At 61.3% G+C, this 17,548-nt stretch carries 15 protein-coding genes; 4 read left to right on the forward strand and 11 right to left on the reverse strand.

The window, feature by feature from the left end; all coding sequences use genetic code 11:
* Positions 1-17 precede the first annotated feature (17 nt).
* On the forward strand, positions 18-1,004 hold the full coding sequence (locus tag ACQRAP_RS05360) for a zinc-ribbon domain-containing protein (protein WP_427795088.1): 987 nt from the start codon (positions 18-20) through the stop codon (positions 1,002-1,004).
* Between the two features lie 144 nt (positions 1,005-1,148).
* On the opposite strand, the gene ACQRAP_RS05365 is transcribed toward ACQRAP_RS05360, so the two are convergent.
* The 7 genes from ACQRAP_RS05365 to ACQRAP_RS05395 all read right to left on the reverse strand — a co-directional run bounded on the left by ACQRAP_RS05365 (position 1,149) and on the right by ACQRAP_RS05395 (position 8,101).
* On the reverse strand, positions 1,149-3,737 hold the full coding sequence (locus ACQRAP_RS05365; RefSeq protein WP_427795089.1) for a DNA topoisomerase I: 2,589 nt from the start codon (positions 3,735-3,737) through the stop codon (positions 1,149-1,151).
* A gap of 54 nt (positions 3,738-3,791) precedes the next feature.
* A complete protein-coding gene (hypB, locus tag ACQRAP_RS05370) occupies positions 3,792-4,475 on the reverse strand; it encodes a hydrogenase nickel incorporation protein HypB (protein ID WP_427795090.1) in 684 nt (227 codons plus the stop codon).
* 54 nt (positions 4,476-4,529) lie between these two features.
* On the reverse strand, positions 4,530-4,886 hold the full coding sequence (gene hypA, locus ACQRAP_RS05375) for a hydrogenase maturation nickel metallochaperone HypA (RefSeq protein WP_152068469.1): 357 nt from the start codon (positions 4,884-4,886) through the stop codon (positions 4,530-4,532).
* Between the two features lie 6 nt (positions 4,887-4,892).
* On the reverse strand, positions 4,893-5,690 hold the full coding sequence (gene tatC, locus ACQRAP_RS05380) for a twin-arginine translocase subunit TatC (RefSeq protein WP_427718932.1): 798 nt from the start codon (positions 5,688-5,690) through the stop codon (positions 4,893-4,895).
* A complete protein-coding gene (locus ACQRAP_RS05385) occupies positions 5,690-6,262 on the reverse strand; it encodes a twin-arginine translocase TatA/TatE family subunit (RefSeq protein WP_427718929.1) in 573 nt (190 codons plus the stop codon). Before ACQRAP_RS05385 ends, tatC begins: the two co-directional genes overlap by 1 nt.
* Positions 6,263-6,415: 153 nt before the next feature.
* The gene (locus tag ACQRAP_RS05390; protein ID WP_154515032.1) at positions 6,416-6,730 is read right to left on the reverse strand and encodes an STAS domain-containing protein; all 315 of its coding nucleotides are present in this window, start codon (positions 6,728-6,730) and stop codon (positions 6,416-6,418) included.
* 66 nt (positions 6,731-6,796) lie between these two features.
* Positions 6,797-8,101, reverse strand: a complete 1,305-nt coding sequence (locus tag ACQRAP_RS05395; protein WP_152068466.1) for an aminotransferase class I/II-fold pyridoxal phosphate-dependent enzyme — start codon at positions 8,099-8,101, stop codon at positions 6,797-6,799.
* Between the two features lie 158 nt (positions 8,102-8,259).
* On the opposite strand from ACQRAP_RS05395, the gene ACQRAP_RS05400 reads away from it, so the two are divergent.
* A complete protein-coding gene (locus ACQRAP_RS05400; RefSeq protein ID WP_154515036.1) occupies positions 8,260-8,514 on the forward strand; it encodes a hypothetical protein in 255 nt (84 codons plus the stop codon).
* Between the two features lie 100 nt (positions 8,515-8,614).
* On the opposite strand, the gene nhaA is transcribed toward ACQRAP_RS05400, so the two are convergent.
* The 3 genes from nhaA to ACQRAP_RS05415 all read right to left on the reverse strand — a co-directional run bounded on the left by nhaA (position 8,615) and on the right by ACQRAP_RS05415 (position 12,280).
* Positions 8,615-9,973, reverse strand: coding sequence for a Na+/H+ antiporter NhaA (nhaA, locus tag ACQRAP_RS05405; RefSeq protein WP_427748090.1), 1,359 nt, complete (start codon positions 9,971-9,973; stop codon positions 8,615-8,617).
* A 263-nt stretch (positions 9,974-10,236) separates the two neighbouring features.
* Positions 10,237-11,160, reverse strand: coding sequence for a manganese-dependent inorganic pyrophosphatase (locus ACQRAP_RS05410; protein ID WP_427748089.1), 924 nt, complete (start codon positions 11,158-11,160; stop codon positions 10,237-10,239).
* Between the two features lie 166 nt (positions 11,161-11,326).
* A complete protein-coding gene (locus ACQRAP_RS05415) occupies positions 11,327-12,280 on the reverse strand; it encodes an ROK family protein (protein ID WP_427728539.1) in 954 nt (317 codons plus the stop codon).
* A gap of 340 nt (positions 12,281-12,620) precedes the next feature.
* Here ACQRAP_RS05415 and ACQRAP_RS05420 point away from each other — a divergent pair, with 340 nt between their 5' ends.
* Both ACQRAP_RS05420 and ACQRAP_RS05425 read left to right on the forward strand, forming a co-directional pair.
* A complete protein-coding gene (locus ACQRAP_RS05420) occupies positions 12,621-13,340 on the forward strand; it encodes a GntR family transcriptional regulator (protein WP_427795091.1) in 720 nt (239 codons plus the stop codon).
* A gap of 72 nt (positions 13,341-13,412) precedes the next feature.
* Positions 13,413-14,345 (forward strand): type I phosphomannose isomerase catalytic subunit, encoded by a 933-nt coding sequence (locus ACQRAP_RS05425; RefSeq protein WP_427795092.1) that lies wholly within the window; start codon positions 13,413-13,415, stop codon positions 14,343-14,345.
* Positions 14,346-14,632: 287 nt separating this feature from the next.
* Here ACQRAP_RS05425 and ACQRAP_RS05430 read toward each other — a convergent pair whose 3' ends face one another.
* Positions 14,633-17,536, reverse strand: coding sequence for an ATP-dependent helicase (locus ACQRAP_RS05430; protein WP_427795093.1), 2,904 nt, complete (start codon positions 17,534-17,536; stop codon positions 14,633-14,635).
* Positions 17,537-17,548: the final 12 nt, after the last annotated feature.

Consider the following 17,548-nt stretch of genomic DNA (forward strand, 5'->3'; position numbering starts at 1 on the left):
TGGTGAAAGGAGTGGCAATGTCTCGGTATTGCGCCTCGTGCGGCAAGCTTCTTGCAGATAATGCCAAGTTCTGCACCTCGTGCGGTGCACCCGTTGAGCAAACAGCCGCGAGCGATAGCCAGCCCGCTTTTGAGCAGACCGGGCCCCTCGATACGCCGCAAGCCAAGGCGGACGATCCCCTCGCTTATCGCCCCGACCCCGCCGCAAGCCCCGCGGCCGTCGAGACCACGCAGTGCATACCCGTCGCGAGTGGCTCGTCCCAACAGCAGCCGGCTCCCGCATACGCGCCTGCTTCGCCACAGACCCCCGCTCCCAAAAAGAGCGGCACCGGGGCGCTTGTCGCCGTTATCGTTGCGCTGGTGGCAATCATCATCGCCCTGGTCATCTTCTTTGTGATCAAACCGTTCGACAACTCCGCCACGCAGACGACTGCCGAGGTTACCAAGCTGCACCACGATGTTGACGATGATGACCTCAAACCTCTCGGCGACCCCAATAGCCTTTACGACGATGACGATGACGACGAGGACGAGGCTGGCGGCGAAGCAACCCTCTCCGAGCAGAACCTCTACCGTCGCCTGAGCGAATACTACGACCTGCTCGAGGACCTCGATAGCCAGGTCCGCGCCTGCGCGCAGGACTTCAATGGTAGCTATCTGGAAGAAGATCGCACCACCCGTCAAAATCTCGCCGACGTCGCCGAGCGCACGGAGGAGACCATCGAGCAGTATTACGATACCGTCGAGGACCTGGACGTCCCCATGAGCTCCAAGAACTACCACTCCTGGAAAGACATCATTGCCCTGTATGACGACCTGGATCACCGCATCGACGCGATCTGCGATGCCTGGGAGATCAGTCTAAAGTACGCAAAGCCCTCGGACCATAAGGACGAAATCGTGGCACCGCTGGCACGCGACAACGAGCCGGGAACCAGCAGCAACAAGTATCGCTTGGACTTTGAGGACCGCTATCCCAGCGCCAAACCCGTCGAGGTGAACTAGCGTTTTGTCGTTCCCGAGCTGGCAGTTAGGGACGTTCCTAAACTGCCGGCAGAAAAGGAACGTCCCTAACTGCCGCACAAAAAACGGGCGAGGATCATGGGACCCTCGCCCGTTTTTGTTTTGGGCAATGTTTCGGCTGCGCCGCTACTTGCTGACGGCCGCCTTCTTTGTGGTCGTCTTTTTCGCGGCAGCCTTCTTGGCAGTCGTCTTTTTCGCCGTGGTCTTTTTCGCCGTGGTCTTCTTCGCCGTACTCGCCTTGGCCGCGGTTTTGCGGCCGCGGGCGGGCTTCTTCTCCTTGGTCGGGCAGTCCATGTTGACGCAGATACGCCACGGACCGCGCGCCGTGTTGACCACCACGATGGGAGCGCCGCACTCGGGGCAGGTCTCGCCCGTCGCCTCGAGCTTACCGCGCGCCGGTAGCGGATAGCTCACGCCGCAGTCATCGTAGTTGGTGCAGCGGATAAAGCGCTTGCCGCTCTTCTCGCTCTTGTGCGCAATCAGATCGCCATGGCGTCCGGCCTCGGCGCACACCTTGCACTCGCCCACCTTAAGGTCGGGCTCGTAATTGGTGGGACACGTGGGGTTCACGCAGATCTCGAAAGCCTTCTGGCGGAACGGCTGGCACTTAATGCGCGGTGCGCCGCATTCGGGACACACGGCCGCCTCGCCCTCGAGCGGGCTCACCTTGACGCCGCTCGGCACCGGATAGGTCACGTCGCAGTCGGGCCAGCCCATGCAGCCGATAAAGCTGCCGCGGGTCTTGGCGCTCGTCTTCATGACCAGATCCTTGCCGCACTTGGGGCAGGCGCCCACGCGCGCATCGGCCGTGACGGCATCGCTGATGGCGTCGCCCAGCTCCTGCGTATGCTTGAGCAGCTCATCGAGCACGCCGGCCAGCAGCGCGCGCGAGTGCGTCACGACATGCTCTTCGGTATCTTCGCCGCGCTCCACGCGGGTCATGTCGCCGTCGAGCTCGCTGGTCATATCGGGGCTCGTGATGCGCGGGGCAAACTGCGACAGTGCATCGATGATGGCGATACCCAGCTGACTCGGCTCCACGGGATCGTTTTTGAGGTAGCGCACGGCGTACAGGCGCTCGATGATGCTCGCGCGCGTGGACTTGGTGCCCAGGCCGCGCTTTTCCATCTCCTGCACGAGCTTGCCCTGGCTGTAGCGTGCGGGCGGCTCGGTCTGCTTGGCCTCGAGCTTAATGTCGAATACGTCGACCGTGTCGCCCTGCTCCAGCGGCGGCATCTGCTCGTCGCGCTTGAGTCCGTACGGGTATGCCTCGCGGAAGCCAGGGGTCACGAGCACGTCGCCCGAGGCCACGAACGGCTCGCCGTTGACGTCGAGCTCGAGCTTGGTGTTCTCGATGGTGGCGGGGCCCATAAGCGTTGCCAGGAAGCGACGGGCGATGAGGTCGTAGAGCTTGCGCTGGCCGCCGTCGAGCGTGGATGGGTCGCCCTCGCCCGTGGGGTAGATAGGCGGGTGGTCGGTGGTCTCGACCTTGCCGCGCGTGGGCTTCATGGGACCGGCGAGCACCTTTTTGCATACGGGCGCCAGCGCCGGGTTGATCTTTGCCAGGTCACTCACCACGGCGCCCAGATCGAGCGTCGCGGGGTACACGGTGTTGTCGACACGCGGATAGCTGATAAGACCCGCCATGTAGAGGGACTCGGCGATGCGCATGGTGCGTGCGGGCGAGATGCCCTCGGCCGCAGCGGCAGCCTGCAGCGAGGTGGTCGCAAACGGCGTGGGCGGCTGCTGCTTGCGCGAGCGCTTGGTCACTGCGGCGACGGTTGCCGTCTTGGCACCGTCAACGTGACCGTACGCCGTCTCAGCAGCATCCTTGTCGGTAAAACGCGCCGTCTTGTGCGCGATCTTAAAGCGGTCCTCCTCGGCAGCAGCCTGCGCGGCAGCCATGCCGCGAATCTGCCAGTAGTCCTCGGGCACAAACGCCATGCGCTCGCGCTCGCGCTCGACCACCAAGGCGAGCGTCGGGGTCTGCACGCGGCCGGCAGAACGCACGTTGCCAAAGCCGCCAAACTTGGCGAGCGTCAGGTAGCGCGTGAGCACCGCACCCCAAATGAGGTCGATGTGCTGACGACTCTCGCCGGCATCGGCCAGGTTCTGGTCGAGCGAGACGAGGTTATCGAAGGCCTGCGTGATCTCGGCCTTGGTAAACGAAGAATACTGGGCGCGGGCAACCGGCAAGTCGGGCGCAACCTCGCGCACCTTGTTGAGGGCGTCCGAACCAATCAGCTCGCCCTCGCGATCGAAGTCCGTGGCGATGATGACGCTGTCGGACTTCTTGGCAAGGTTCTTGAGCGAGCGAATGAGTTCTTTCTCGGCCGGCAGTTTGATAACGGGCGCCCAGGTAAGGTAGGGCAGGCTCTCGAGCTTCCAGCCTTTGATGGAGATACCGTCGGCAAGGAACGGTTTGCGCTTGGTGTCATAGGGCGGACGCGCCAGGCCATCGGGTATGTCGGCCGGCAGCATCTCGCCGTCCTCGGTGACCGAATACCAACCCAGCTTTTTATCGAACAGCACGCTGTCGCAAAAATCGGGCGCAAGGATGTGACCGGCAAGGCCGATTGTCACGCACTCCTCGCCCTTCCACTCAAAACGGTAGATGGCGGTGTTATACACCTTGTCCTTTTTGGGCTTGCCCGTGGAAAGACGCTCGGCAATCTGACGCGCGGCGTCGTTTTTCTCGGCGATGATGAGCTTCAAAAGAGGCTCCTATCTCGTGTGTCTGCGGCTGCGCCCGCACGTACGACGGCCGACTTACGCCCTTGTTTGTTCGATCTGCCCGATGAGCCAATCGCACCAGGCATCCATGCCCTCGCCCTTGCGTGCGCTCACGGCAAACCGCGGCGCCTGCGGATTGAGGTCATCGAGTGTCTTAGTATACCTATCCATGTCAAAATCGAAAGCCGGGGCCACATCGACCTTGTTGAGCAGCTGTGCGCCAGCGTGCTGGAAGATGCCCGGGTACTTAATGGGCTTGTCGTCGCCCTCGGGCACCGAGAGAATCATGATGGACAGGTTCTCGCCCAGGTCAAAGTCGACCGGACAGACCAGATTGCCCACGTTTTCGATAAAGATAACATCGATATTTTGAAGGCCCACTGCCTGGTCGAACGCATCAACGGCCTCCATGATCATGTTGCCCTCGAGGTGGCACAGACCGCCCGTGTTGATCTGAATGGCGGGCATGCCGGCTTCCTTCATGGTGATGGCGTCGACATCCGAGGAGATATCGCCCTCGATGACGGCACAGCGCAGGCCGGCTTTGTCGCGCAGGCGCTCGTTGGTGCCCAGAATCGTGGTGGTCTTACCAGAGCCGGGACTCGACAGCACATTGATCACATAGGTGCCTGTCTCTTTGAATCGCTGACGCAGCTGATCTGCCAGGCGCTCATTGCGCGACAGAATCGGCGATGCGATATCAATAGTTTTCTCGGCCATACTCGGCACTCCTTACTTCTACCATTTATACCCCGTCCCCAAATGGCAGGCTGGTTAATTGTCGGGGGTTTCAATCTCGATGCTGGCGATGTCGAGCTCGCGGCCGTGCAGCAGGCGCACGTTGGTGCCGCCACACTGAGGACAGCGGCAATGGAAGCGGTCGTGCTCAAAGACCTCGCGGCAGTCCAGGCACTCGCTTTGTGGATGGACTTCCTCCACGGCAAGCTCGCAGCCGCGCGTGAGCATGTCCTCGTCGCGAAACGTCTCCCACGCAAAGTCGAGCGCCTCACGCACAACTTCGGTCATATCCCCAATGCGCAGCGTTACCAAAACAGCGCGCGAGGCCCCCGCCCCACGCGCCGCGCGAATCACTGTATCGAGTATGCCGTTGACAATGCCAACCTCGTGCATACGGATTTACTCCTCGTCGTCGTCCTCGTCGTCGTTCGAGAACAGATCCAGACGGCTCACAAACAAGCCTTCCTTGCCATCGCGCGCGGTAATGACCACGCGGGCGATGGCGAGCGAAATCTCGTAGAGCGAGAGCAGGGCGCCATACATGAGACCCAGTGTAACGGGCGAGCCGTCGGGCGTAATCACAGCCGAGCCCGCAAGCAGGCCAACGTATACGTAACGCCAGGCACCGCGGAAGGCCGCATAGGACACGATATGGAAGACAGACAGGTAGAAGATGATGAGCGGCAGCTCAAACGCCACACCAAAGCCGATCATAAAGAGCAGCTCCATGTTGACGTAGTTCTCCAGATCGGGCAGCGCCGTAGCGACGGCCGAGGTTTCGCCGATGAGCCACTCAAAGCCCGCAGGGATGATGATGAAGTAGCAAAAGATTGCGCCCAGGAAGAACAGCACCGTCGAGGCGAGCACCGTGGGCACAACCCACTTGCGCTCGTTGGGGCGAAGCGCCGGCAGGAAAAACGCCAGAATCTGCCAAATGATCATAGGCGTGCACATGACAACGGCCATCTTGAGAGCCAGCGAAAAGCGCAGACCAAAGCCGCCGAGCGTGGTGGTGATGTAGAACTTACCGTCCGGCACAAAGGAGCGGATGGGGTCTTCCAGGATGTCGAGCACCACGGGCGTGGCGAAATACAGCACGATGGCGGCGGCAAAGACTGACACGACCACGATGGTCAGGCGGCGACGGAGCTCACCCAGATGATCGAAGAGCGGCATGCGCGCAGGTCCGATAGGCATTACTCATCGCCTCCCTTCGGGGCATGGGCGGCAGCGGCGTCGTCCTCGGCCTCGAGCTCGCGAGCGAGCTGGTCGACGACGGCCTTGCGCTTGCGGGGACGACGGGCGTAGAGGTCAGCCGTCGTGGGCTCTGCCGGCTCGGGCTCGGGCTCCGGCTCTGCAGCAGGCTCGGGCTCGACGGCGGCAGCGGCAGACTCGGGGCCCTCAGCCTCACCAGCAGCACCTTCGTCCTCGGCAGCACCCTCACTCGCGGCCTTCTCGGCGGCAAGGCGGGCACGGCGCTCGGCAAAGGTCTCCTTCTTTGCGGGCGCGGCCGTCTCGACGGCATCCTCGTCCGCATCGGAATCGTCATCGACGGCAGCCTTCTTGGGCTTGACCGGAGCCGAAGCGGCCTCGCTTACCGGATCGATAATCTCGGACTGAACAACAGCCGTCATCTTTTCCTGCGTCTCGCGGAACTGACGGATGGCACGGCCGATCGTGCGGCCCATCTGCGGGAGCTTATCCGGGCCAAACAGCAAAAAGCCGAAGACCACGATGATCGCGAGCTCACCCTCTCCAATACCAAACACACATACCTCCAAGGCTCGATGTGAGTCGAGCCCGCACCGCGCCATTCGGCCGGAACTCGTCTATTCATTCGGTCAAGTATAGCGCCCGGACGTCAAAACATCCGAGCGCATCACAAACATATACCAAACGGCACGCCCTTTTTGGGGCAGGGCTTATGCCGCCGTAATTGAAATCTCCTGGTCGACACCCAGCAACTGAACCACGCGCATCACCGGGGGCTGCACGTTGACGCAGCCAAACCGCTTGTCGTGATCGGCTGCGTGGTGCGCGGCGCCCACAAGTACGCCAATACCTGTCGAGTCGATATAGCTCACCTGGGCAAAGTCGAGCTCAACGGCCTCGGTGGGCTGCTCGAGCGCCAAGTCGATGGCGTTACGCAAGCTGTCGGCGTTAGAGATATCAATCTCACCGGTCACCCTGATGGTGTAGAGCTCCGGCGTGGGGTTGGTGGAAATACCCAAATCCATGTATACGCTCCTTTGCGTATCGAGAGTGCGGATGGTACTGGACGCGGATTTGCGGGGCCCTACGCGTTAGGCGCGCTCGGCACGAGCAAGCTCGGCAGCGACGAGCTTGACGGCCAGCACCAGCACGTCGAGTGCGGCCTCCAGGTCCTCGACCGTGGGATAACTCGGCGCGATGCGGATGTTGGTGTCGCGCGGATCCTTGCCATAAGGCCAGGTGGCACCTGCCGGCGTGAGCTTGACACCCAGGTCGGCGCAAAGCGCGGCGACCTTTTGGGCCGAGCCCTCGGGGCCATCAAAGCTCACAAAGTAGCCGCCACGGGGATGCGTCCAAGTAGCGCAACCCGTATCGCCCAGGCCCTCAGTGAGCTTGCGCTCGACGGCCTCAAAGCGCGGACGCAAGAACTCGGCATGCTTTTTCATGTGCTCCTTGACCGCCTCGATGGTGGGAAGGAAGCGCACGTGGCGTAGCTGGTTGAGCTTGTCGGCGCTGATAAGACCGGCCTTCAGGCGCTTGGAGAACTCCGCGATGACCGCGGGACTCGCACCGATAAAGCCGATGCCCGCGCCCGGGAAGGTGATCTTGGACGTCGAGGCGAATGCCACCACGCGGTCCTCGGTACCCGCCGCGCGGGCAAGATCGAAGATGTTGGCGAGCTCGTCGGTCTCGTCGTACAGGTCGTGCACGCAGTAGGCGTTGTCCCAAAAGATGCGAAAATCGGGCGCGGCCGTGGGCATCTCGACCAAGCGGCGCACGGTGTCCTCGCTAAAGGTGATGCCCGTGGGGTTGGAATACTTGGGCACGCACCAGATGCCCTTGATGGAGTCGTCGGTGGCAACCAGGCGCTCTACCTCGTCCATGTCGGGGCCGTTGCCGGTCATCGCGACGGGGACGTTCTCGATACCCAGGTCGGCGGTGATGCCAAAATGACGGTCGTAGCCGGGAACCGGGCACAGGAACTTGACCTTCTTACCGTCGTGCGCGGCCTCATAAGCCTCCCAAGGCTCGCTGCCGCACGAGCCGCAGCGCCAGAACATACCGGCGATATCGTGCTCGATCAAAAGACTCGACGAACCCAGTACGAGCGTCTGATCGGCGGGGCACCCCAGGAACTCCCCCGCCAGCTTGCGTGCCGAGGGGATGCCCTCAAAGCAGCCGTAGTTGGAGCAGTCGACGTTACCGTCGTGCAGATCGGCGTCGGCATTGAGGATATCGAGCATGGGGCGCGAGATGTCCACCTGGGAGGGCGACGGCTTGCCGCGCGCCATGTCGAGCGCCAGGCCCTTGGCCTTGACCTCGGCAACCTCGGCTTTGAGAGCCTCGATGGCGGCATCGAGTTCGGTGGTTTCCATCTTCTGGTAGATCGTCTGCATGGGTGCGACCTTTCGCAAAGCGGGACGTTGCAGTTTGTCTAAGTATAGACCGCTACCGCCGCAACGGTATGAAGCCGTGATAGATTAAGTCCATCGCAATGAATTACGATATCCACCGTATGACCCGTATAGCCGCATGGCACATCCAAGGAGGCAGTATGGAATACGGCTCTTTTCAAGCCGAGGAGTTCGGAGACCTGCAGCGTCTGGTCGACGGCTTGTTTTATGACCGTAAGGCCATTGACCGCCTGGATCTAATCGTTCAGGCGGAGATCTTGGACCTGGCGCCCGATCTCATGGAAATCGTGAATCTTTTGCCGCCCGGCCACTACGACCGCCAATCGCTTTGCGACCAGCTTAACTCGGCCCTTGCCGCCCACGGCTGGGGCGCCGTCTACGGCACCGTGGAATAAAAATGGCAAATAAATGAAATGCCGTTTGTGACAGTGCTCACAAACGGCATTTTTTCACACGAGGGCATCCGGGGCATGTCCGGTCCCGGTTTTCGCGCTCCTACTCGTCCTTGGGCGAAGGGTGCTTGCAGACCACGCTCATGTAGATCATGCCCAGCACGGCCGCGGTAACAGAGCCGGCAAGAATGGCGGCCTTGGCGGCCAGAACCTCGAACTGGGCCGTCGGGAAGGCGAGGCCGCTGATGAGGATCGACATGGTAAAGCCGATGCCACCCAAAATGCCCACGCCGGCGATCATATGCCAGTTAACGTTATGAGGCAGCTCGCAAGCCTTAAGCTTGACCAGGGCAAACGTCACGCCAAAGATACCGATCGGCTTACCCAGCAGCATGCCAAAGTACACGCCGAGGGTCACCGGGTCGGTAAGCAGCACGCTCATGTCCACGCCCACAAGGCGAACCTGCGCGTTGACAAACGCAAAGATCGGCAGGATCACAAAGTTGACCGGCGTGGAGATCAGGCGCTCCATGCGGATGAGCGGCGGGGTCACACGGTGCATGACACGCTCGACCTTGGTGGTCGAAAGGGTAAAGTCGTGCTGGCCCAGGATGTGCGCCTCGTCGTCGTAACGGTCGTCGAGCAACGGCAGGTACTCGCCTAGCCAATCGGTAAGGCTATCGAGCTTAACACCGCACTTGGCCGGGATGGTGAAGGCCAGGATGACACCGGCAAGCGTGGCGTGCACGCCGCTCTTAAACATGCAAAACCACAGCAGCAGACCAAGCACCGAGTACGGGGCAAGGCGATAATGCTGAGTCTTGTTGAGCCACACAAGTGCGCAGGTCACAAGTGCAGCAGCACCCAGCCAAAACGGACTGGGGCTCTGGCCGTAGAAAATGGCGATGGCGGCAATGGAGATGAGGTCGTCGGCGATGGCGAGCGTCGAGAAGAACACGCGCACGCCGTTGGGCACGCGATTGCCCAAAAGCGACAGCACGCCCAGCGCAAAGGCAATATCGGTTGCCATGGGGATGGCCCAACCGTTGCGGGCGCCGGCATGGTTAAAGATCAGGTAGATGCAGGCGGGAACGACGACGCCGCCCACGGCTGCCAGCATGGGAAGCATGGCCTGACGCGGATTCTTGAGCTCGCCGACCGTCATCTCGTACTTAAGCTCAATGCCCACCAACAAAAAGAAGATCGCCATGAGAAAGTCGTTGACGAAAAGCTCGACGGTGAGGCCAGCCGTAAGGTTGCCCAGACCCACATACAGCGGGGTCTCCAAAAAGTGATGGATAGCCTCGTAGACATCGGTGTTGGCGCAGATAACGGCGGCGATGGCGGCGATGACCATGACGGCGGCGGAAATCGTGCCGTTCTCGGCGATGCGCTCCCAGATGTCATGACGTTCAAAGCGCTTGCGCTCACGAACGTTGAACAGCTGCTCAGTTGCTGCCATGGGCGGCTCCTTTCACGGGAAAGCTCCCGTCTTAAAAAAGCACGGCCCGCCCAAGTGGCGGCACCGCGCTCCAACGTATTACGCTTGCATCTAGCCTACCCTGCACGACAAGCACGCAGGCGTGGCCGAAAAGCGGAACCACAGGTTGAACATTATTTGCCCAACGGTACGGGCGCCCCTGTCCAATAGGGGACGCGGTCCCGCGCACAAAAAACGACCGGAGCGCGGGGCGTCCGCGGTCCGGTCGTAGCAGGCTACAAAACCTAGCAGGCGGCCATGATGGGGGCAGCGACCTGCTTCTTACGGGAGAGGACGCCCGGCATCCAGACGCCGTCGTGCTCGTCGGCAATGCCCAGGCCCTTCTGAGCGGCCTCGGTCTCGCCCTCGAGCAGGACCTGCGAGCCCTCCTCCATGATGTCGGTGATGCACAGGACGATGCCGTCGGCACCCTTCTCGGCGGCGTAGGCGCGCATGGCCTCGCGGATCTCGTCGATCATGCCGAGCGCACGGCTCTTGTCGACGGTCTCGTACTGGCCGATGAGCAGCTTCTTGCCGGCGGGCTCGAACATCTTGATGTCGTTGCCGACCATCTCGGCTGCGGTGAAGGAGCCGGACGGACGGGTGAGGAAGACCTCCATGCCAAACTTGACCGGGTCGACGCCCACCTGCTCGCCGAGCTTGGCGGCGACGGCGCGGTCGACATCGGTGGTGGTGGGGCTCTTGAGCATGAGCGTGTCGGTCATCATGGCCGAGAGCAGCAGCTTGGCCTGAACGTCGGAAAGCTCAACGCCGAGCACGCCGGCGAGCTTAGTGACGATGGTGCAGCTGGAACCCCAGGGCAGGCAGATGTAGTGCAGCGGGCCGGCGCTCTCAAAGTCGCCGATGCGGTGATGGTCAACGACGCCAAAGACCGTGGCGTCCTTAAGGCCGGCGACGGACTGGGCGGACTCGTTATGGTCGGTGAGAACGACAAGCTGGCCGGCCTCGACGGACTCAATCACGCGGGGCTCGGCAATGCCGGCGTCTGCGAGCAGCTTGGCGGACTCTGCCGGAAGCTGACCAAGAGCGCAGACCTCATAGGTGTTGCCGGCATACTCAACCTGGTTGAGCAGCTGAGACAGAACGACGGCGCTCATGATGGCGTCGTTATCGGGGTTCTGGTGACCAAAGACAAGAACGTTTGCCATGGGTATCCTCCACTTGGTATGTGTACTTAGACGTAGCTATGGTAGCACGCTGGCAGCTGGCCTTTGGGGACGGAAGGGCCACGGCATATTTTGTGGCAGGTATGGGGGCCAAGGCTGTCCCTTTTGCACCATGTTGGTGCAAAGTAACCTGGCCCCCTTGCACCAGCTATTTGCCGGCAGCGCGCAGGGCTACGTAGGCAGAACCGATGATGCCGGCGTCGTTTCCGAGCGAGGCAACCTTAATGGGCGTCTCGCGCGAGGCGGAAAGCGCGTAGCGCTGGAAGTACTCGCGAACCTTATCGAGGTAGACATCGGCCGAGGCGGAGGCGCCGCCGCCGATCAGGAACATCTCGGGATCGACCACGTTGGCAATAAGCGCCAGGGCGCGGCCGAGATAGTCGGCCATGGTATCGGCCGCGGCCAGCGCGAGCTTATCACCCTCGCGGCAGGCTTGGAACACGTCCTTGGAATCGGAGGGGCCGGTGAGCTCGATGGGCTCGACGCCCGCCTTCTTGCACTCGGCAAGGTAGTTGCTCACCACGCCGGTGGCGCTGGAATACTGCTCCAGGTGGCCATGGCCGCCGCAGCCGCAAGTGCGCTCCTCAGCCGGATTCAGGCACATATGGCCAATCTCGCCGCCGGCGCCCACAACACCCGACACCACATCGCCGTTGACGATAACGCCGCCGCCCACGCCGGTACCGATGGTGACCATCACCACATTCTGCACGTCCTTGGCAGAACCGAGCCAAGCCTCGCCCATGGCAGCGGCGTTGGCATCGTTCTCGTACTTAACGACCGCATCGGGGCAGTGCTCCTGAATGGCGATCTTCAACTCGGGCAGGTTAATGGCAATGTTGGCCTTGACCTTGGCATCGCCCGCTGCCGGAATGGGGCACGGAACAGCAAGGCCAATGCCCGCCACAAAGGCGCGCGGAATCTGTGCCTTGGCGACCACCTGGTCGATAGCCTCGGTCACCGCGGCAAAGCCCGCAGCGTCAACGATGGGAGGCGTGGGCACGCTGACCTTCGCAAGCAGGTTGCCATCCCCATCGAACAGGCCCTCCTTAACCGAAGTGCCGCCGACGTCGATGCCGATGTAGTACTGCTTAGGTTCCATAGGGGCCCGCCTTTCTCGTTTAAACATTGTCTGTATGGTACCGCTCCCAAGGCAAAAACATACCAAAAAGGGACAGGTTTGTTTTGGTAGGTTTTATCTGGGGAAATGCAGGATACAGGATTCGGTTCGCTGGGTGCTAAATCGGTTCGGCCCCGTCCTCGGACCGATTAGATTTCTCAACACGACATTATTCGAATGTATATTTATTTAGAGCGCTTTTATTTTTAGCGCAAAGCGACTTTTAGTAATATATCTATCGAACTTTTCAATGACTCAATAGGGATACTTAGGTGTTGAGTATACTTTCTTTTATACTCAATAAAGTTGGAAAGGAGGTCCCATGATTCCCAAATACGAGGCGATAGCTGCAGATATTCGTCGAAGTATTGAGGATGGCGCTCTTAAACCAGGCGACAAGCTTCCCACCGTCGTTGAGTTCTGCGAGCTCTATAGCGTTTCCAAAATCACCGTCAAACGAGCTATCGAGCAAATCACCGAGGAAGGTCTTGTTACCAGCCGTCGTGGATCGGGTACCTACGTTAAGGACACGGCGGGACTTCCCGGCCAAGCGTTTTTCCAGGGCAAAAACGACCGTGCCCAGGGCTTTTCGTATGAGCACCGCGGGGAGAAGGTGACCTCGGTGGTCTATGATTTCTCGATTGTTAATCCACCAGCGGACATCGCAGCCCAGCTGGGAATTGCCGAGGATGACTTTGCCTATCACATCGTGCGCGTGCGTCAGGCCGATGAGAAGCCCATCGTTATCGAGTACACCTACATGCCCCTCGAGCTGATTCCGGGCCTTAAAAAGAAGGACCTGTACGGATCGGTCTACCGCTTTGTCCGCGAGCAATGTGGGCTGAAGATCTCGAGCTTCCACCGTATCATTCGCGCCGTGGCAGCAACCGAGGAAGAAGCCGAGCGCCTGGACACCAAACCTGGCTCTCCCCTGCTCGAGCTCAACCAGATTGGCTTTTTGGACAGCGGCGCGGCCTTTGAGTATTCGGTCTCGCGCAACGTTGGCGACCGCTTTGAGTTGCACAACGTAACGTTGGCATAGGTTTTTGTAGTCATGCGGGCGCTCGTTTTGAGCTGTTTGTGCAACGCCCGCGCAACACAATGGGGTATGAATATGTCCGATTTGATTAAACTGACGCCGATCTTCCACGAGAAGATCTGGGGCGGCCGCCAGCTCGAAACCGTATTTGGCTACGACATTCCCGAGGGTCCCATCGGTGAGTGTTGGGCCATCTCGGCCCACCCCAACGGCGACTGCCAGATTGCGGAGGGCCCGTATGCCGGCCACACGCTGTCGTGGCTGTGGGCCGAGCACCGCGAACTCTTTGGCAGGTGCGAGGGCAAGGAGTTCCCGCTGCTCGTTAAGATTCTGGACGCCAAGGACGACCTTTCGATCCAGATTCATCCCAACGACGAGTACGCCGCCAAGCACGAGAACGGCAGCCTGGGCAAAACCGAGTGCTGGTATGTCCTGGACTGCGAGCCCGGCGCCACGATCATCGTCGGCCAGCGCGCGCATGACCGCGCCGAGGCCGCACAGATGATCGAGGGGGGCCGTTGGGACGACATGCTCAACGTGCTGCCGATCCACAAGGGCGACTTTTTCCAGATTGATTCCGGTACCGTACACGCCATCAAGACCGGCACGCTCATTTTGGAGACGCAGCAGTCAAGCGACGTGACATATCGCCTGTACGACTACGACCGTCCCGGCACCGACGGCAAGCTGCGTCCGCTGCACATTGAGCAGAGCCTCGACTGCATCGACTTTGATGCTCAGGCTCCGACCGACGGCACGGTGGCCGCGCCCGAGGTGAACGGCGTAACCGAGCTCGAGTCTAACTCCTGCTACACCGTCGATCGCGTACGCGTCGACGGCAGCAAGACCTTGGAGCAGCGCTGGCCCTTCATGTGCCTGTCGGTCATCGACGGCAAAGGCTCCGTCTGCGGCGACCCCGTCCACAAGGGAAGCCATCTGCTGGCACCCAGCACCGTCAGCTCCATCGACCTCGAAGGCAAGATGGAACTGATTATCAGCCACCTCTAGGTCGCGCCAACAACCAAAACGCAACAAGGGGCTCTCCCGTCCATGTACGGGAGAGCCCCTACTCGTATCTATATATCAGCCCACCCGGTTCTCCAGATCAAAAAGCGAACGAGCAGAGCGACGTTCGCAAGCTGCAGGCCAAAACGCCACAAGGAAGAGGGCGCGCCGGGGGCTTTGGTCGATCGCGAGTTCCGCACGAGCCGGAGAGCACTTAATGTGCTCTCCGTGCGAGCAGGACTGTCCGAGCAGGCGACCAAAGCCCCCGGCGCGCCCGGTCAACCTCGCAGTTAGGCATTCAGCTTGACGATCGGCGCAAAGCCTTTCATAAGCTTTTTGGTCTGGCCGGTCTTTTCGAATTGGACCTCGATCATGTCTCCAGCGACCGAGATCACGGTACCCGTGCCAAAGGTCTTATGACTCACGGTATCGCCCGCGGCAAAGTCCTGCGACGCGCTGGCGCGATCGACCTTGCGCTCCACTGTTGGGGACACCTTGGACGACGGCTTTTTGGCTCGCGGTGCGCCCGAGCCAAAGGTCGAGGCAACGCGACCGGCGTCGGGCGAGACCCCACGATGGCGCTCGGTCCCGTAGCTGCTGCCGCCAAAGAAATCGTCGAAGCTCGATCCGCCGCGCGAACCGGAACCGCCGGTCGAGCGCGTATGCGAACCAAACACCTTGCCGCCATACATATCCGAACCCGTGCCCGAGCCAAAGGTGCCGCGACGGTCGCCGCGCTTCTCCCAGCCCGTGCCCTCAAAACCGGCAGAACCGATACCGCTAAACTCGATATCCTCAAACGGAATCTCGTTGAGAAAGCGCGAACGCGGGTTGGCGGAGGTCGAACCGTAGGTGCGACGCGTGGCCGCATAGGTCAAGAACAGGCGTTTGCGGGCACGCGTGATGGCGACGTAGGCCAGGCGACGCTCCTCCTCGAGCTTGCCCGGATCATCGCTGCCGCCAAAGTCGTGCACGTGCGGAAAGATACCCTCCTCCATGCCGGCCACGAACACCGCCGGAAACTCCAGGCCCTTGGCGGAGTGGATGGTCATCATGGTAATGGCATGCGTCTCGCCGGCCAGGGAATCCAAATCGGAGCGCAAGGCCAGCCACTCCATGAGTGCCGGCAGCGCCTTACAGGTGAGCGGACCGTAGGTACGCTCGATCTCGCCGGCATGCACGGCACCCGCCGACAGCTCCGTCGGCGCGGCATACGCGTTGCCTGCGATGGCGGCGGCCAGGGCATCCTGCGGAGACAGCGCCGGAGCGGCCAAGCCATCGAGCGGATTGGAGCCCGCGGCGTCACGGGCGCCGACGAGCGCCTCAAACGAGGATGCCGGGACAGATGGCCCCGGTTCGGGCGCAGACACGCTCACCACGACGGGCTCGGGCTCGGCGCCGGCAGGCACATCGGCAACACCGGCTGCGCGCAGCTCTTCTAGGCTCTCGAGCGTACCCTCGATATCCTCGTGCGTCTCCTCAAATTCCGCCGCAACGCCCAGAAATTCCTGGATGTTCTCGGCGCGGCTCTCAGATTCCATGGTGCCCTCGGCGCGAAACGCCTGCAGCAGGCCCGTCTTATCGACGATCATCTCGACAACGTCCTTGAGCTCGCCGTCCATGCGGCGGCCCTCGCGCACCAGTGAGACAAAGCTCGACAGGCCGTTGCGCACCTTGGCGCTAAACATGCCGGTTTCGGCGCACGCGATCTCGCAAGCCTGGAAGAACGAGCAACGGTTGTCGCGTGCCAGCTGCTCGATCTTTTGGATTGAGGTGGAGCCAATGCCGCGGCGCGGTGTGTTGATGACGCGTTTGACGCTCATCTCGTCGGCCGGGTTCACGATCATCTTGAGGTAGGCCATGACGTCGCGAATCTCGGCACGGTCGAAGAATCGAGTGCCGCCCACGATCTTGTAGGGCACGCCCGCGCGCAGAAACATATCTTCGAGAATACGCGACTGGGCGTTGGTGCGATAAAACACGGCGATGTCGTCGTAGCTCGTGCCTTTGGCATGCAGTTTCTCGATCTCGCCGGCAATCCAGCGGCCCTCGTCGCGCTCGTCGCTCGCCTGGAAGGCCTGGATCTTCTCGCCATCGCCCTCGGCCGTAAACAGGCGCTTGTCCTTGCGCTGCGAGTTGTGGCGCACCACGGCGTTGGCGGCGTTTAGGATATGGCCCGTAGAGCGGTAGTTCTGCTCGAGCTTAACGGTCTTGCAGTTTTTAAAGTCCTGCTCAAAGTCCAAGATGTTGGTGATGTCGGCGCCACGCCAGCTGTAAATGGACTGGTCATCGTCGCCCACAACCATGAGGTTTTGGTACTTGGCGGCCAGAAGGTTGGCGATTTCGTACTGGACGTGGTTGGTGTCCTGATACTCGTCGACGCTAATGTAGCGGAAGCGCTCCTGGTACTTGTCGAGCACCTCGGGGCGGGTACGCAGCAGTTCGAGTGTGCGCACGAGCAAATCGTCGAAGTCCATCGCGTTGGCGGCGCGCAGGCGGCGCTCCAGCTCCAGGTAGACCTGCGCGGCCTTTTTGTCGTTGGGGCTATCGGCGGATTTGAGCATGTCCTCGGGGCCGATCATGGCGTTTTTGGCCGAACTGATCTTGCTGCGAATCATGTTGATGGGGAACTGCTTTTGCTCGATGCCGAGCGCCTGCATAATGTCACGCACCATGCGCTTTGAGTCATCGTCATCGTAGATGGTGAACTGACCGGTATAACCCAGCAGGTCGGCGTCCTCGCGCAGCATGCGCACGCACATGGCGTGGAAGGTGCACACCCACATGCCGCGGGTACCGCTGGGAATGAGCGCCGTCAGACGCTCGCGCATCTCGGCCGCGGCTTTGTTGGTAAACGTGATGGCAAGAACCTGCCAAGGCTTAACACCCAGGTCGCCGAGCATATGCGCGATGCGGAAGGTCAGGACGCGGGTCTTGCCCGAGCCTGCGCCGGCGAGGACCAGCAACGGGCCCTCGGTGGTCAGGACGGCCTCGCGCTGGGCGGGATTAAGGCTGTCGATGTCGACGAGCGGCTTGACGAGCTTGGGTGCCGGCGCGGGAGCGTCGTAGATGTCGAGCGGAACGAGCTCGGGCTCCGGCGCAGCGGGGGCGGTGTATGCATCGAGCGGCACGGGTTCCGGCGCGGGCGGCACGGGTACCGCGGCGTTCTTTTCCCAGGGCAAGGGCTGGGTCATGGGCGACTCCTC

The sequence above is a fragment of the Collinsella sp. SGI.180 genome (genome assembly GCF_050313455.1).
Taxonomy (GTDB): domain Bacteria; phylum Actinomycetota; class Coriobacteriia; order Coriobacteriales; family Coriobacteriaceae; genus Collinsella.